This is a genomic window from Nostoc sp. C052 (assembly GCF_013393905.1).
In the GTDB taxonomy this organism is placed as follows: Bacteria; Cyanobacteriota; Cyanobacteriia; order Cyanobacteriales; family Nostocaceae; genus Nostoc.
In genome coordinates this window covers 305,724-320,884 of record NZ_CP040272.1, presented here as the reverse complement: position 1 = coordinate 320,884, position 15,161 = coordinate 305,724, and the positions used below count along the sequence as shown (strand labels likewise).

Here is a 15,161-nt window from a genome sequence, read left to right as displayed (position 1 = left end):
ATTAGGAGAATGAACAAGATATTGTTTCCTTCTCTTCCCCCATTCCCTATTCCCTACTCTCCACTTCCCTAAAAAAATTATGAGAAAACTTTACTTCTTACTCCCCGGTACAGATAGCAAATTTGCCTGTGGTGGTCTTTGGGCTGAATTAAAAGCCCTTAATCTGGTTCAGCAGTTCTGTAGTGCTGATGTTGTAACTTACCGTCAACGGGAAAAAGATAAGCTTTTTATTGATGATTTGCTAAAAGAGAAAAATTTAAATGATGTGATTTTTGTGATCAGTTGGGGATTTGATATACCTCAACTCGTAGCTAAACTTAAACAATACAATGTTGTTTACCATGCACATAGTCCAGGTTATCCATTTAGGCTACCTGCAAGTATTCCAATCATGACTGTTAGCCGTTACACAATGGGATATTGGGGAGAGAAATCACCCAATTCTTTGATTTACTATTTGCCCAATCAAATTTCTGATGAGTTTCAAAATTTAGGTCTAGAACGGGATATTGATGTTTTAGTTCAAGCTCGGAAGTCTTCTGAGTATTTAATTAAAGAATTGATTCCAGCGTTGCAAAAACATTGTAAAGTATTGGTTGTTGATTCATACATAGAGGATTTACCTGGACTATTCAACCGAGCTAAGGTTTATCTTTATGATTCTGCTGAGTACTGGGCACAACAGCGCGTTAGTGAAGGATTTGGTCTACAACCAATGGAAGCTCTTGCCTGTGGCTGTCAAGTATTTTCTAGTGTCAACGGTGGATTGGCTGATTACTTAGATCCGGGATTTAATTGCTATAAAATTGCTGGATATTCAAAAGAATATGATGTGCAACGTATTCTCAAGGTAATTGAATCTTCAGTATTGTTTAACTTGTCCGAAGATTTTTTGGTTGAACATCGGACTGAAAATATTATTCAGCGTCTCCAAGTTATTCTGGATGAGTTGAATGAGTTTTTTGATCACAAAATCCAGCAGTCATCTAATATTAAGAGTCTGACGAAAATACGGATGGCGAAATTACTTTCTCAGAGGATATATGGGAAGCTGAGGAAGAAATATTTTAAATCATAGAAACAAACCGCAGAGGCGCACAGATCACAGAGAGAAGAGAGGAAATTGAATGAGTCGGCGGTTATTAGTTACTGGGGGTGCGGGGTTTATTGGGGCAAATTTTGTACATCACTGGTGTCAGGTTTATCCTGACGATCGCGTGGTGGTATTGGATGCTCTTACCTACGCGGGGAATCGTCTGAATTTGGCGCTGGTTGAGGGAAGAGAGAATTTCCGGTTTGTGCAGGGGGATATTTGCGATCGCACCATCATAGACAACCTATTATCAAAGGAAAATATTGATACCATCGCCCATTTTGCTGCTGAATCTCATGTCGATCGTTCGATTCTTGGGCCCGCAGCTTTTGTACAAACTAATATAGTCGGAACTTTCACCTTACTAGAAGCTTTTCGACAACATTGGGAGGCAAAAGCACAGCCATCTGATTTTCGTTTCCTACACGTTTCTACAGATGAAGTCTACGGTAGTTTGAGCGCAGATGATGCAGCTTTTTCTGAAACTACACCCTACGCTCCCAATAGTCCCTATTCAGCTTCAAAAGCGGGTAGCGATCATTTAGTCCGCGCTTATTATCATACTTATCAACTGCCAACCATTATCACAAATTGCTCTAATAATTACGGCCCTTATCAGTTTCCTGAAAAGCTAATTCCCCTAATGTGTATCAACACTTTGATTGGGAAACCATTACCTGTCTATGGCGATGGTAAAAATGTCCGCGATTGGCTTTATGTGGGCGATCATTGCCATGCTTTAGATGTGGTAATTAATCAGGGTAAACCAGGAGAAACGTACAATATCGGTGGCAACAATGAGGTGGAAAATATTAATCTCGTGCAACTTTTGTGTCAGATGATGGATGAATTAGCACCTGATTTACCAGTGCGTCCAGCAAAACAGTTGATTACTTTTGTTAAGGATAGACAGGGACACGATAGGAGATATGCAATTAATGCGAATAAGATTAAAACAGAGCTTGCTTGGACACCTTCAGTCACAATTGCTGAGGGTTTACGTTTAACTGTTGAATGGTATCTCAATCATCGTGATTGGTGGGAGCCTCTACTATCTGCGGAATATCAAGCTTACTATCGCAAAAATTATCTGTAGAATGACCTAAAATTGGGCTAACTTTAACGAGTAATGGTCTCAAATTTTTATGGGGAACTAATTTGTCATAATGTAAGCGACCAAGAATTATGCCTGGATGTCTATTTTGATTGTGAGCAAATTCTTCAATCGCTTTCCGAGAAAAGACTTTTTTACTCCTGATAATAAATTCATTTAATGTCTGAGAATTTATTAGTCAGTTAGCGGCTTTTTCGTTAGCCGCTCTTTCCTCATCATTCTCTTCTAACGCATCCAAATTGTCTAAATAAGCTCCTTGATGTCCTAAAACAATGTGTGCTAACTCATGCATGAGGGTGAACCAAAATGAATCTATCCGGTCATATCTCAATGTCAACGCGATAATGGGATTGCTGTTTAAATAAAAGGCTGCACCATCCAAGTAGGTTTTGCTTAAATGCGGCACAATTAGAAAATGTACACCTAAATCTGCCAGCAATTTAGGAATATGCACAATACTGTCTACTTGTTTAGCACAAGCAAGAATTTCAGGGATAGCAGTCTCTAGTTTTTTGCGTTCAAAACTAGCAATGGTTTGTTGTTTCGCTAGGTTCTCAACTCGTTTTATCCAAGTTATGCGAGAAGTTTCCTCTGGCTCTCGATGCTCGGAACAACGGAAATTAACGGCTAACTGAAGTGTTTCATCTAAGGAAGATATGCCGAAAAAATTACAGATTTGCTGTTCTAAGTCATCAATCGAATCTGCTGCTTGAATCCACTTATTTTTGATTAGTTCAGAGATGGGGGCAATTGTATACAATCGGCTTTTGCGAGCTATATCTTGCTCCTTTTTTTCTTTTCCCACTATATGAAGTCGATACTTTGCTTCCAGATTTGTCCAGAACTCTGGAGAAGTACCCAAAGCTTGGGAGAGTTCGATAGATGTTTCAGGTATAATTTGCTTGCTTCCCTGAATAATTTCATTGATGGTTTGAACTGGACACCCGATAATTTCTGCTAGATATTTCTGTGTCCAGCCACGGGCTTCTAATTCTCGGCTTAAAATTTTTCCTGGTGTTGGTACTCTTGCTGGTACTAACTTTTGGCTCATATTGCTGTCTCCCCTGCTGACGAAATTTAGTGATATCTTCGATATCGATTATTGTGAAGAGCAACAACGCGCAAGGATGCCAACAACGCACCATAATCGTTATCTTCTGCATATTCCTGAAATATCTCCGTCAAATAATCGTCAATTTCTTCTGGGTGTTTGCGGCAATACTCTTCTTCAAATTCATCAAGTGTTTTAAATTTTCTCATCGGTTAGGTACTCCTTTTTCAATAAATTATAAGGCTCCCACAATTTATCTAGATAATGACTATCCTTGAATATAAGGGAATGAAATCAGCGTAAACTGCCAGCAGGTGTAAGATGCTGCAACCAGAACAAATATTACAAGATCGTTATCAAATCCAGCGCCAACTCGGCAACAATGGAATTCGCCAAACTTGGCAAGCATTGGATTTACAAGCCTCTAATGGCGAAAATTCTATCGTTGTGGTCAAACTTTTGGCCTTTGGCGGTAGTGTACAGTGGGATGACCTGAAACTTTTTGAGAGGGAAGCACAAATCCTTAAACAGCTAAATCATCCCCGCATCCCTCAATATATAGATTATTTTTGTATCGACGATCGCACCCTCTGGTTTGCCTTAATCCAAGAATATATTCCTGGTGAGTCGCTTAAGGAAAAACTTGCTCTTGGTAAAAGGTTTAGTGAAAAGCGAGCGAGAAAAATTGCTGTTGAGGTTTTGAATATTCTTACCTATCTACATGAGTTGAATCCAAGAGTACTGCATAGAGATATTAAACCGAGTAATTTAATCTGGGGCGAAGATAATCGGATTTATTTAGTTGATTTTGGCGCAGTTCAGGATAAAGCGGCAAGAGAGGGCGTTACTTTCACCGTTGTGGGTACTTATGGTTATGCCCCAATGGAACAATTTGGTGGTCGAGCGGTTCCAGCTTCAGACTTATATGCATTGGGAGCAACTTTGATTCATTTGCTCACTGGAACTTCCCCCTCTGATTTACCACAGCAGGATTTGCGACTGCAATTTACAGACCGAGTTAATCTCAGTCCCAGTTTTGTTAGTTGGCTACAAAAGTTAATAGAACCGGCTCCCGAACAAAGATTTACTAGTGCTAACCAAGCGATAAATGCTCTTAAATCTGGGCTGGCTATCAAATCTGCAAACAAGAATCAGCTTTTGCCGCTAAAAGAAATAATCAACAATTCTGGATGCGGGATAAATAATCAGAATGAAACAGTCCCAGAGGAAATTCTCGGTTGGAATTGGGGCGCGTTTCTGATGCCTTGGTTGTGGATGTGGCCAAATCAAGTGTGGTATGGCCTATTCTGTTTTATACCTCAAGTTGGGTGTTTAATGGCGATCGCACTTGGGGCAAAAGGCAATGAATGGGCTTGGAAAAGTAGGCGGTGGCGCAGTATTGAGCAATTCAAAGCCCATCAAAGAGGCTGGGCGATCGCTGGTATTCTACTTGGAGCGCCTATTAGTATTATGTTGTGGGTGCGAGCGATCGCTTTACTAAAATCGACACTTTAAGGCAGCCTTTTGGGTAAATATCAAGCGAAGATTTTTTAGGCAGATAAGTATAAGGGTTCAACAAATGGTTCAAATTCTTCAAGGAAAAGATACCACCTTAGCCCAACTGATTGATGAATTTGGTCTACAACTTGCAGAGGACGAAGATTTTTTTTCAGAGTGGCAGCATGATTTACCTGAGTTGAGCGACTTAGAAAAGCAATCTCTCAACGAAGTCAAGGCAGTTATACCTTTGGCTAATGCACCATCGCAATACTTTAGGTATTTTACTTGTAGGCGTAGCCCGTCGTAGACATCGCTACAAAACATATCCCTCTCCGAGTCGGAGAGGGACAGACTTGAACTTTAGTTCAAGGCAGGGAGAGGTTCGTCGAACTCACGTTAAATTGACTACCCTGCCAATTCCATTTTTAACTACTAACTTGCGATTCAACTACACCCACGGGACAAGATACGTTTGTCCCACCTAAACCACAATACCCGTTGGGATTTTTAGCCAGGTATTGCTGATGGTAAGCTTCAGCGTAGTAAAATTCCGGTGCATCCAAGATTTCTGTCGTAATCTTGCCATAACCTGCACCGTTGAGAGCCTCCTGATAAGCTTCCCGCGATGCTTCTGCTAGCTGCTTTTGATTTTCGGAATATACATAAATTCCCGAACGGTATTGAGTGCCAGTATCATTACCTTGGCGCATCCCTTGGGTGGGATTGTGGCTTTCCCAAAAGACTTTGAGCAGTTCGGCATAACTAATCACTTTGGGATCGAACACAACCAACACCACTTCATTGTGACCGGTTCGCCCACTACATACCTCTTCATAGGTGGGGTTGGGTGTCAAACCAGCAGCGTAACCGACTGCGGTGGTGTAAACTCCTTTAAGTTGCCAGAATTTGCGTTCTGCACCCCAAAAACAGCCCAAGCCAAAAATTGCTTTCTCTAATCCATCGGGAAAAGGAGGTTTTAAGGGATTCTTGTTGACATAATGAGCTGCGGGTACTGACATAGATTGTGCCCTTCCTGACAAAGCTTCTTCAGGTGTGGGCATAACTGACTTTTTGCCAAATCCGAATAGTGCCATTGATTTTGACTCTGATATATATCTTTACCTTATTTACCATTGTGAACTACTTACACTGTTCGGTACAGGGTAGGCTTCCCAATTCATTAGGGATTGCCTCAGTTTTCATGGATTTTTTACGTCCCGAAGACTTTGGTCTTACATCCCCTCCAAGGGCAGAAGCGCTAGTTCCTAACGCCCATAATCGCAGTCCTTCATTTTTAATATTTATTGCGGCGTTGATATCCCTATCGTGCCGCATTTGGCAGTGTGGACAGTCTACGAACCTTACAGCTAATGAATCATAACCATTTTGCAACATAAGGATTGGTAGTAGAGTTTCACTACAAAGTTGAGAAGATGGAAAGAAACGACCTATTTCTTGATAAGTATGACCAAATTTCTCAGCTTTGTATTTAAGCATGGTTAAGAACATTCGCCATCCTTGGTCACTGATAGCTTTTGCCAGATTGGGGTTTTTAACCATATTTTTCACTGCCAAGTCTTCCACACAAATCACTTGGTTTTCGTATGCTATTTTGCGAGATAGCTTGTGTAGAAAATCAACTCTTACTCTAGCTATCTTGCTAGAGGCTTTTGCCACTAATCGTTTAGCCTTGCGGCGCTTATTAGATGTTTTATCTGTTTTTTTAGCTAATTTCTTTTGTTTGCGCTTCCAATTCTTTTCTAAAGAAGCTAGTTGTTTATTCGGGAGGCCATACTTTGAACCTTCCGAAGTTATAACAAAATTCTTTAATCCAAGGTCAACTCCAATAGCTTGTCTAATTGCTATGACTGGATGATCATTCTGATTGAACAGAATAGAAGCATAGTAATTGCCATCTGTATTTTTAGATATTGTTACAGTAGTAAATTTTGCGTTGGGTAGTTCTTTATGAAACACGGCTTTAATTATCCCCAAATTACCAGGAAATTTAATTACAGAATCCTGTGATATTAGTTTTACATTTTGGGGATATTGAATAGATTGCTTACCATGCTTTGATTTAAAGTCAGGGAATTTAGCCCGTCCTTCAAAAAAATTGACAAACGCGCTTGAAAGGTTGAATGTTACTCGTTGCAATACTTGGCTGTAGGCAAGCCCCAACCATTCATATTCTTTTTTCAAACTGGGAAGCAACTTGTCCATTGCAGCTTTAGAAAGTCCTTTGCCTGTCTCTTTGTACACAGTAGTTGTGGCGTTAAGCATATAATTCCATAACCACCGAGTATTACCAAAGCACTGGGCCAGATAAGATTCTTGCTCATCAGTAGGATAAATTCTAAGTTTAACTGCTCTATACATGGCATCAAACTTACCGTGTTTATATGTTCATGGTAACATAGATGTGGAAAGTTGAAACAAATAGCCAAAGATTTGTTCGTTTCCTCTATGTCCTCTTCCTCGCCTACGGCATTGGTTGCAGGACTATCGTTAATTCATGTGCAATTCATCTCAACACTTCCGATCAAGCGGTAAGTGTAAGCCTTCTTGCTGTTTAAGGTAAAGATTTTGGGATTCGCTTGGGGTCTTCTCAGAGTCATCATTAGACTGTGTTAATCATTGCAGATGCGTCTGGGTGTTTCCTCTTTCACTGGTTAATGCTATTCATCAAAGGGGGGACTTGGCATCAGAAGCTACTCATGGATAAAATACCGAAAATTGACCGTCAAAGGGAACATCAAGCGAACGAACGGACATTTCTGGCTTGGCTACGCACTTCTATTGCATTGATTGGCTTTGGTTTTGCGATCGCGCGATTTGGTATATTTCTGCGCCAGTTGAATATTGCGATTACTCAACAAGAACCTCCGGTAAGTCCATTATCCAACTCTGAAAACTTGGGTGTTGCTTTGGTAATTTTTGGAATTTCGACTATTGCCTTAGCTGCGTGGCGATACAATCAAGTTTTCTGGCAAATTGAACGAGGTGACTATAGACCAAATAGGTTGACGGTTTGGATAATGACCGGAGTAGTAATTATTTTGGGGTTTCTCAGTCTTCCTTTACTCTTAAGGCGCGATAAAGTACCTTCTCGTTCTCCGCTTCCCATTCAACCACAGTCCCGAAATTTGCATTAAATACAGCAGGAGTCAGAATTCAGGAGTCAGAATACACTTTTTATACGGACGCATTTTTTGTAACTTTTTTGCCGATCCTCAATCAATCTTAGGGTAGGCGTAGCCCAACCCAGCCCGGATTTCTCACGCATAGAAGAGGAGTGTGGGGGGTAAGACTTCTTCCCCATCCTTCCACACTCCCCACACCTCCCACACCCCTTGGATTTATCGCACTTGATATCTAGCAAGCTTTTAGACTTTTTGTAATCGTCGTTTTCAGCTAGGGCTGAATCGTCATACACTGATTTTGAACTAATGAAAGCGTTTGCCCTCAAAGAAACGATGAGCGAAAGTAAGATATCAGAGATATTAGAAACCTTCGAGGCAGACTTGCTGTCGGAGTGGACTCAACAACTAGCCACTGTGAATATTCGGAGAGGCTTGATTAAAGAAGCACAACTAAAGGAGGAGTGCCGGGAATTCCTTAGTTTGTTTCGGATTGCCGTTGGGCGGGGCAACTTTACCAATATTCAGGCAGCAACGTGGCAAGATATGCGGGAGATGCTCAACAGCATTTCTCGATCGCGATCGCAAAATGGCTTCACACCCTCAGAAACAGCTACATTCGTCTTTTCGTTCAAGCAACCGCTCTTCAAGCGAATGCGTCAGCAATTGCAAGACCCCATTGAGTTGGGTGAAAATATCTGGCTAGCCACAAACTTACTCGATCAGCTAGGATTGCTGACAATTGAAGTTTATCAAAAGGCGCGAGAAGAGGTGATTTTGCGGCAGCAGGAAGAGTTGATGGAGCTGTCTACCCCCGTCGTTAAACTCTGGGATGGAATTTTGGCATTGCCGATAATCGGCACCCTGGATAGTGCCCGGACTCAAATGATGATGGAGTCGTTATTGCAGAAGATTGTCGAAACCAGTTCCGAAGTTGCCATCATTGACATTACCGGGGTTCCCACTGTCGATACCCTGACTGCTCAACATCTGCTCAAGACCGTTACCGCCGCCCGTCTTATGGGAGCTGATTGTATGATCAGTGGCATTCGCCCTCAAATTGCCCAAACGATCGTTTATCTCGGCATTGATTTGACAAATGTAGTCACAAAAGCAACCTTAGCCGATGCCTTTCTGACGGCGCTAAAACGGTTGGGAACGACCATTACCCGCTCTCAATCAAAATAGGGGGAAGGAAGCAATGGAAAGTATTCCTATACTTAAAATGGGCAATTTTCTACTTGTGACGATCCAGGTAGATATGCACGATCGCCTCGCCATCACACTACAGGAAGACCTGACAAATCGCATCACTCAAACCCACGCTCACGGTGTCCTGATTGATATTTCAGGATTAGAGATTGTTGATTCCTTCATGGGGAGGATTTTAGGCAACATTGCCAGAATGTCACGGGTGCTAGATGCTGAGACAGTTGTCGTCGGGATGCAGCCTGCTGTGGCAATAACCTTAGTGGAATTAGGGATGTCGCTGATGGGGATTCGCACTGCCCTAAACGTCGAAAAGGGTATGGCATTGTTGCGATCGTCACTCAATGCAACCACAAATCAAATCACTGCTACTAAATGGCGTGCAGATGACGATGCAGAAGACTGAAACGATTGACATTCAATCTTCTACAGATGTAGTTTTAGTTCGGCAGTCTGTGCGCCAGCTGGCCGTGGAAATTGGCTTTGGCTTAGTAGACCAAACTAAAATTGTGACCGCCGCCAGTGAGTTAGCCCGCAATACCCTAGACTACGGGGGGGGCGGCACAGTCAAGCTAGAAACGCTTCAGGAAGGACGACGACGAGGACTGCGGCTGACCTTTGAAGATTGGGGGCCGGGTATTCCCGATATCGATCTGGCGCTAAAGGATGGGTTCACCACGGGCAACGGCTTAGGTATGGGGCTGGGTGGTGCGAAAAGACTTGCCAACGAGTTTGAGATTCAGTCTGCGGTGGGAGAAGGAACACGGATAATAATTGTACGATGGAAATAAAATGAGAGAGTCTGTCGCCGTCACAATTACTGAATCTAGCCAGACTGGAGAAGCCAGACGGGTAGCGATGGGTTTAGCAACTCGGCTCGGTTTTCAGGAAACAGAACGGGGCAAGGTTGGGATTGTCGTGACAGAAATTGCGAACAATTTGGTACAGCACGCCCACGGCGGAATCGTGCTGCTGCGATCGCTCCAGGAAGATTCTAGAATTGGCATTGAAATCTTATCGCTAGATAAAGGACGGGGAATGGTTGATGTGGATGAGTGTTTGCAAGATGGCTTTTCCACAGCTGGAACCTTGGGTAATGGCATGGGTGCAATTCGTCGCCTTTCTGGTTTACTGGAAATTTACTCTGTTCCCAACCAAGGTACAGCCCTTCTCGCTCAACTCTGGCCAGACTCAGCACCCCATCAACCTGAAAAGTTTTTAGAAATTGGAGCGATCTGTTTGCCAAAACGGGGAGAAGAAGTTTCAGGAGATACCTGGGCATTTGAAGTTGATTGTTGCCGTAGCCTGTTGTTAGTAGCTGATGGTTTAGGGCATGGGCCTGCGGCAGCCAGTGCCGCTGATGCAGCCATGAGAATGTTTCAAGAACATCATCATCGTTCTCCAGGTGCGATCGTCGAAGCTGCCCACGCTGCCTTGCGAAGTACGCGAGGTGCAGCACTCGCCATTGCCGAAATTGACTTTGAACAACAGTCTGTCCGCTTTGCCGGAATTGGCAACATCGCTGCTAGCATTTTCTCCTTTACAGAGCATCGCCATCTGCTATCTCACAATGGCACGGTGGGACATGAAATCCGCAAAATTCAAGAGTTTAGCTATCCCTGGTATGCCAACGGAATTTTAATTATGCATTCTGACGGATTAAGTGCTAAGTGGCAGATCGATCGCTATCCCGGTTTGATGCAAAAACATCCCAGTCTGATTGCAGGGGTGCTATACCGAGACTTTAACCGAGACCGGGATGATGTGACGGTGTTAGTTGCGAAAGGAATGGGCAGATGACAAGCGTTTTTACGATCGCCATTCAGTACGAACAGGATGTTGTGCAAGCTCGGCAAAGAACTCGTGAGATCGCCGAGCAGTTGGGCTTTGATGCTCAAGATCGGGCGCGATTGGCAACGGCAGTTTCCGAAATTGCCCGTAATGCCTTTCAATATGCCCAAGGTGGAACAGTTGAATTTTCTGTGGCGGGAGAGCCGCAAGCGTTTCTGATTCGGATTCAAGATCGGGGTGGGGGCATTCCTCATTTAGCAGATGTTTTGGCCGGACGCTACACCTCTGATACGGGAGCGGGGCTAGGCATCATGGGTACTCGGAGATTGATGGATTTCTTCGAGATTGAATCGCTGCCGGAGCAAGGAACAACGGTAACAATCGGCAAAAAATTGTCGAAGCGCACACCCACTTTCAGCGATTCGCAATTGCAGCAGATTCGAGAAACCGTCATTGGGCGATCGCCTGAAAATCCCTATCAAGAAATCCAGCAGCAAAACCAGGAATTACTCCGGGCTATGGCAGAGCTACGGAAGCGTGAGGAAGAACTGAGCCAACTCAATCAGGAATTGGAAGATACCAATCGCGGTGTGGTTGCCCTCTATGCAGAACTGGATGAGAAAGCCAGTTCTCTGCAACAGGTAAACGAGTTAAAAACCCGCTTTCTCTCGAACATGAGCCACGAGTTTCGCACGCCGCTCAACTCGATTCTCTCCCTCTCTCGGATGCTGCTAGCCCGGATGGATGGCGATTTGACCATCGAGCAAGAAAAGCAGGTAACATTCATCCAAAAAGCGGCAAGCGGATTATCAGAACTGGTCAACGACTTGCTGGATTTGGCAAAGGTGGAAGCTGGAAAAATTGAAGTGCATCCCAGTTCCTTTGAAGTTAGTGAATTGTTTGGCACGCTGCGGGGGATGCTGCGCCCATTATTGGTTCAAGGCTCCTCTGTAGCGCTGATTGTCGAGGAACCTGAAGACATTCCGCCACTCTATAACGATGAGGGCAAAGTCGCTCAAATTCTGAGAAACTTTGTCTCAAATGCGCTTAAATTTACCGAGCAGGGAGAGGTGCGCGTCAGCGCTGTACAAACGGGTCATAACATCACCTTCTCTGTATCTGATACAGGTATCGGCATTGCTTCCGCCGATCGCGAGCGGATTTTTGAGGATTTTATGCAAATTGAGTCCCCTCTGCAAAAGCAGGTGAAGGGAACCGGGTTAGGATTGCCGTTATCGCGCAAGCTTGCGGAGCTACTCGGCGGAAGCATTTCGGTGAAAAGTCAGCTGGGTGAAGGCTCTACCTTTACAGCATTAATTCCCATCGTCTACCCAAATGCCACCGAATTGACCACCGGACTGCAACCAATAGCATCAGTTGAGCCAACTCGCTTGCCGATTCTGGTGGTTGAAGATCATCCAGAAACCCTATTTATTTACGAAAAGCACCTTCAGGAATCAATCTATCAATTGATTGCTACCCGTACCTTAGCTCAGGCAAGGCTAGCCTTACAAAAACTTCGACCGGCGGCGATTATGCTAGATATTCTGCTGGAGGGGCAAAACGGCTGGACGTTCTTACGAGAAATCAAAGGGGATGAAACAACCCGCACTATCCCTGTACTCGTTATTACCATCGTTGATAACGAGAAGCAAGCACTGGCGTTAGGAGCAGACGGTTTTCTAATTAAGCCGGTAGACAGATTGCCGCTGTTGAACAAACTTAATAGGCTAATTACTGAGAACAAGCCTCAAAAAGTCTTGTTAATTGATGATGACCCCGCCTATCGGTATCTTGTGAAACAGTTGTTAATAAATACACCATTGAGTATTTTAGAAGCCGCAAACGGACAAGAAGGATTAAATTTGGCACAACGAGAGCAGCCAAACGCCATCGTGCTGGACTTGGAGATGCCAGAGATCGGCGGATTTGACGTACTCAAGCAGCTGAAGAACAATTCCGTCACTCAGTCAATTCCGGTGATTATTCACTCATCTGCTCAACTGGATGCAGAAGCGCAAAGCCGATTAGCAAAACAAAGCATAGCCATTGTTTCCAAAGAAACAGGCTCTCAAACTACGGCGATTGTTCAACTTCAAGATGCGCTTGTCAAAGCCGGACTTGTTCTAGAGGTTTAAGGGAAAAGTCATGTCTGAGCCACGGGTTACAATCCTGCATGTTGACGATAACGAAGCCAATCGCTACGTTGTTAACCGGATTTTGCAAAATGCAGGCTTTAGTGTCGTGGAAGCGGCAACTGGAGCAACAGGATTAGAAGCCGTTGCTAACTTTCAGCCTGACTTAGTAATTTTAGATGTCCAATTACCAGATATCAGTGGCTTTGAAGTCTGTCGTCAAATTAAGGCAAACCCGGAAACGACTTTTATTCCCGTGCTACAACTTTCTGCAAGTTTTGTCCAAAGCCAGGATAAAGCGGAAGGCTTAGATAGTGGTGCTGATGCTTATCTGGTGCAACCCGTTGAACCAATTGAACTGCTTGCCACCGTGCGATCGCTGCTGCGAATTCGCCGCGCGGAGGAAGCTGCTTTGTCCTCAGCGCGGGAGTGGCAAACCACCTTTGACTCCATGAACGACGGCGTTTCTCTGGTAGACCGAGAAGGTAGAATTATGCGCTGTAATCGAGCGATGATGCAGCTTTTTTGCAAGCCCTCCGACGAAATCTTAGGTTATGCTCATCACGAGTTGATGGGCGCAAAATTGGGAATCGGCAATGGCACTTGTTTTCGCCGTGCCAAAGAAACTCACCAACGGCAAGTTCTCGAATTTCAGTCTCAAGAACGCTGGTTTGCCAAAACCATCGATCCAGTAATTGATGGGGATGGGACTCTCACCGGTGCCGTTTTCATTTTGTCTGATATCACCGAACGGAAGCGATCGGAAGCATTGCTGCAAGAGCAAAACGATCGCCTCAATCAACTAATGATTTCTTTGCAGCAACAGACCGAACAAGCGCAGCAAGCCAACCGCATCAAAGATGAATTTTTGGCAGTGCTATCTCATGAATTGCGATCGCCCCTAAATCCGATTCTGGGTTGGGCAAGAATTCTGCAAAAGAGTCATCAGGATGCAGCCAAAACTCAGTACGCCCTCGAAACGATTGAGCGCAACGCGAAACTGCAAGCACAACTAATAGAAGATTTGCTCGATGTGTCGCGTATTCTCCAAGGTAAGTTGAGTTTAAACACAGTTCCAGTCGGTCTAACTTTTACTATCAAAGCTGCCCTGGAAACAGTGCGCCTTGCTGCTGAAGCTAAATCTATTCAGATTCAAACAATATTTGAACCGAACATTGGACAAGTGTTGGGTGATTCTGGTCGTTTGCAACAAGTTGTTTGGAATCTACTTTCTAACGCGATTAAATTTACCTCACCGGGTGGTCAAGTAGAGGTGCGGTTAGAAACGATCAAGGATGAAGTAGATACTTGTGCTGCGGAATATACTCAAATCACTGTCAGCGATACTGGTAGGGGCATCTCTGGTGACTTTCTCCCCTACGTCTTTGACTACTTCCGCCAAGCCGATGGGACAACGACGCGAAAATTTGGCGGGTTGGGGTTAGGGTTAGCGATTGTGCGTCATTTGGTTGAATTGCATGGCGGAACTGTTCAAGCAGCCAGTCCTGGGGAAGGGCAAGGAGCAGTATTTAAAGTTAAACTTCCATTGATCGCTGCTTCAAAATTGAATCAGGTTAATACAGCCGATCGCGATCGCTCAGATTTAAATCTCAATGGATTACAAACGCTGCTTGTAGACGACGACAGAGATTCGCGGGAGTTCATTGCCTTCGTGCTAGAACAGTACGGGGCAAAAGTGACTGAAGTAGACTCAGCACATGATGCTCTGAGTAGTTTGATGCAAACAAAATTTGATTTGTTAATTAGTGATATTGGTATGCCTGATATGGATGGCTACACCCTAATTCGTCAAATTAGAAAGCAGCCGCCCGAACAAGGTGGAGAAATTCCCGCGATCGCCCTGACTGCCTATGCGGGAGAAATCGATCGACAACAAGCACTAGCCGCCGGATTTCAACATCATATTTCTAAACCAATTGAGCTAGAAGTATTAATACAGGCTATTTTGACGATAGTAACGGTTTAGCAACCTGAATTTTTTGATTTGGGAACTCCAAGAAATAAATTATCCAATATTGTGGGGTGGGCATCTTGCCCGCCCTATGGACTGGGCGGGCGAGACGCCCACCCTACAATAAATAGTTGTTATATATTTTTTTATTTGGAA

At 43.9% G+C, this 15,161-nt stretch carries 15 protein-coding genes; 11 read left to right on the top strand and 4 right to left on the bottom strand.

Translation table 11 applies throughout. The features are described from left to right. The first annotated feature begins 79 nt into the window (after positions 1 to 79). Together FD723_RS01350 and rfbB are read left to right on the top strand one after the other, a co-directional pair. Positions 80 to 1,078 (top strand): glycosyltransferase, encoded by a 999-nt coding sequence (locus FD723_RS01350; protein ID WP_179063758.1) that lies wholly within the window; start codon positions 80 to 82, stop codon positions 1,076 to 1,078. A 49-nt stretch (positions 1,079 to 1,127) separates the two neighbouring features. Continuing rightward, entirely contained in the window at positions 1,128 to 2,189 is a 1,062-nt protein-coding gene (gene rfbB, locus FD723_RS01345) for a dTDP-glucose 4,6-dehydratase (protein ID WP_179063757.1), read from the top strand. 196 nt (positions 2,190 to 2,385) lie between these two features. On the opposite strand, the gene FD723_RS01340 is transcribed toward rfbB, so the two are convergent. Both FD723_RS01340 and FD723_RS01335 read right to left on the bottom strand, forming a co-directional pair. Continuing rightward, entirely contained in the window at positions 2,386 to 3,258 is an 873-nt protein-coding gene (locus FD723_RS01340) for a HigA family addiction module antitoxin (RefSeq protein WP_256875010.1), read from the bottom strand. 26 nt (positions 3,259 to 3,284) lie between these two features. After that, complete coding sequence (locus FD723_RS01335) at positions 3,285 to 3,467, bottom strand: hypothetical protein (RefSeq protein ID WP_179063756.1); 183 nt, start codon at positions 3,465 to 3,467, stop codon at positions 3,285 to 3,287. Positions 3,468 to 3,579: 112 nt separating this feature from the next. On the opposite strand from FD723_RS01335, the gene FD723_RS01330 reads away from it, so the two are divergent. Beyond that, the gene (locus FD723_RS01330; RefSeq protein WP_179063755.1) at positions 3,580 to 4,773 is read left to right on the top strand and encodes a serine/threonine-protein kinase; all 1,194 of its coding nucleotides are present in this window, start codon (positions 3,580 to 3,582) and stop codon (positions 4,771 to 4,773) included. 64 nt (positions 4,774 to 4,837) lie between these two features. Then, positions 4,838 to 5,065 carry a hypothetical protein gene (locus tag FD723_RS01325; RefSeq protein WP_256875009.1) on the top strand — a complete coding sequence of 76 codons (228 nt, stop codon included), beginning with the start codon at positions 4,838 to 4,840 and terminating at the stop codon, positions 5,063 to 5,065. Between the two features lie 118 nt (positions 5,066 to 5,183). Here FD723_RS01325 and msrA read toward each other — a convergent pair whose 3' ends face one another. Both msrA and FD723_RS01315 read right to left on the bottom strand, forming a co-directional pair. Next, the gene (gene msrA / locus FD723_RS01320) at positions 5,184 to 5,852 is read right to left on the bottom strand and encodes a peptide-methionine (S)-S-oxide reductase MsrA (protein WP_179063754.1); all 669 of its coding nucleotides are present in this window, start codon (positions 5,850 to 5,852) and stop codon (positions 5,184 to 5,186) included. A 46-nt stretch (positions 5,853 to 5,898) separates the two neighbouring features. Continuing rightward, positions 5,899 to 7,137 (bottom strand): RNA-guided endonuclease TnpB family protein, encoded by a 1,239-nt coding sequence (locus tag FD723_RS01315; protein WP_179063753.1) that lies wholly within the window; start codon positions 7,135 to 7,137, stop codon positions 5,899 to 5,901. Between the two features lie 338 nt (positions 7,138 to 7,475). Between FD723_RS01315 and FD723_RS01310 the strand changes: the two genes are divergently transcribed. The 7 genes from FD723_RS01310 to FD723_RS01280 all read left to right on the top strand — a co-directional run bounded on the left by FD723_RS01310 (position 7,476) and on the right by FD723_RS01280 (position 15,020). Continuing rightward, positions 7,476 to 7,913: a YidH family protein gene (locus FD723_RS01310; protein WP_179063752.1), complete on the top strand. Its 438-nt coding sequence runs from the start codon at positions 7,476 to 7,478 to the stop codon at positions 7,911 to 7,913. Positions 7,914 to 8,207: 294 nt separating this feature from the next. Next, entirely contained in the window at positions 8,208 to 9,086 is an 879-nt protein-coding gene (locus FD723_RS01305; RefSeq protein ID WP_256875008.1) for an STAS domain-containing protein, read from the top strand. Positions 9,087 to 9,099: 13 nt separating this feature from the next. Beyond that, positions 9,100 to 9,513: an STAS domain-containing protein gene (locus FD723_RS01300; protein ID WP_179063751.1), complete on the top strand. Its 414-nt coding sequence runs from the start codon at positions 9,100 to 9,102 to the stop codon at positions 9,511 to 9,513. Further along, the gene (locus tag FD723_RS01295) at positions 9,500 to 9,898 is read left to right on the top strand and encodes an anti-sigma regulatory factor (RefSeq protein ID WP_179063750.1); all 399 of its coding nucleotides are present in this window, start codon (positions 9,500 to 9,502) and stop codon (positions 9,896 to 9,898) included. Before FD723_RS01300 ends, FD723_RS01295 begins: the two co-directional genes overlap by 14 nt. Before the next feature lies 1 nt (position 9,899). Then, positions 9,900 to 10,907, top strand: coding sequence for an ATP-binding SpoIIE family protein phosphatase (locus FD723_RS01290; protein WP_179063749.1), 1,008 nt, complete (start codon positions 9,900 to 9,902; stop codon positions 10,905 to 10,907). Beyond that, positions 10,904 to 13,036: an ATP-binding protein gene (locus FD723_RS01285; RefSeq protein ID WP_179063748.1), complete on the top strand. Its 2,133-nt coding sequence runs from the start codon at positions 10,904 to 10,906 to the stop codon at positions 13,034 to 13,036. Before FD723_RS01290 ends, FD723_RS01285 begins: the two co-directional genes overlap by 4 nt. Positions 13,037 to 13,046: 10 nt before the next feature. Next, complete coding sequence (locus tag FD723_RS01280) at positions 13,047 to 15,020, top strand: response regulator (protein ID WP_179063747.1); 1,974 nt, start codon at positions 13,047 to 13,049, stop codon at positions 15,018 to 15,020. Positions 15,021 to 15,161: the final 141 nt, after the last annotated feature.

Excerpts from the sequence above, each read along its gene's own strand:
- FD723_RS01350 (WP_179063758.1), top strand. The coding sequence starts at position 80 with ATGAGAAAACTTTACTTCTTACTCCCCGGTACAGATAGCAAATTTGCC.
- rfbB (WP_179063757.1), top strand. The coding sequence starts at position 1,128 with ATGAGTCGGCGGTTATTAGTTACTGGGGGTGCGGGGTTTATTGGGGCA.
- FD723_RS01340 (WP_256875010.1), bottom strand. The coding sequence starts at position 3,258 with ATGAGCCAAAAGTTAGTACCAGCAAGAGTACCAACACCAGGAAAAATT.
- FD723_RS01335 (WP_179063756.1), bottom strand. The coding sequence starts at position 3,467 with ATGAGAAAATTTAAAACACTTGATGAATTTGAAGAAGAGTATTGCCGC.
- FD723_RS01330 (WP_179063755.1), top strand. The coding sequence starts at position 3,580 with ATGCTGCAACCAGAACAAATATTACAAGATCGTTATCAAATCCAGCGC.
- FD723_RS01325 (WP_256875009.1), top strand. The coding sequence starts at position 4,838 with ATGGTTCAAATTCTTCAAGGAAAAGATACCACCTTAGCCCAACTGATT.
- msrA (WP_179063754.1), bottom strand. The coding sequence starts at position 5,852 with ATGGCACTATTCGGATTTGGCAAAAAGTCAGTTATGCCCACACCTGAA.
- FD723_RS01315 (WP_179063753.1), bottom strand. The coding sequence starts at position 7,137 with ATGTATAGAGCAGTTAAACTTAGAATTTATCCTACTGATGAGCAAGAA.
- FD723_RS01310 (WP_179063752.1), top strand. The coding sequence starts at position 7,476 with ATGGATAAAATACCGAAAATTGACCGTCAAAGGGAACATCAAGCGAAC.
- FD723_RS01305 (WP_256875008.1), top strand. The coding sequence starts at position 8,208 with ATGAAAGCGTTTGCCCTCAAAGAAACGATGAGCGAAAGTAAGATATCA.
- FD723_RS01300 (WP_179063751.1), top strand. The coding sequence starts at position 9,100 with ATGGAAAGTATTCCTATACTTAAAATGGGCAATTTTCTACTTGTGACG.
- FD723_RS01295 (WP_179063750.1), top strand. The coding sequence starts at position 9,500 with ATGCAGAAGACTGAAACGATTGACATTCAATCTTCTACAGATGTAGTT.
- FD723_RS01290 (WP_179063749.1), top strand. The coding sequence starts at position 9,900 with ATGAGAGAGTCTGTCGCCGTCACAATTACTGAATCTAGCCAGACTGGA.
- FD723_RS01285 (WP_179063748.1), top strand. The coding sequence starts at position 10,904 with ATGACAAGCGTTTTTACGATCGCCATTCAGTACGAACAGGATGTTGTG.
- FD723_RS01280 (WP_179063747.1), top strand. The coding sequence starts at position 13,047 with ATGTCTGAGCCACGGGTTACAATCCTGCATGTTGACGATAACGAAGCC.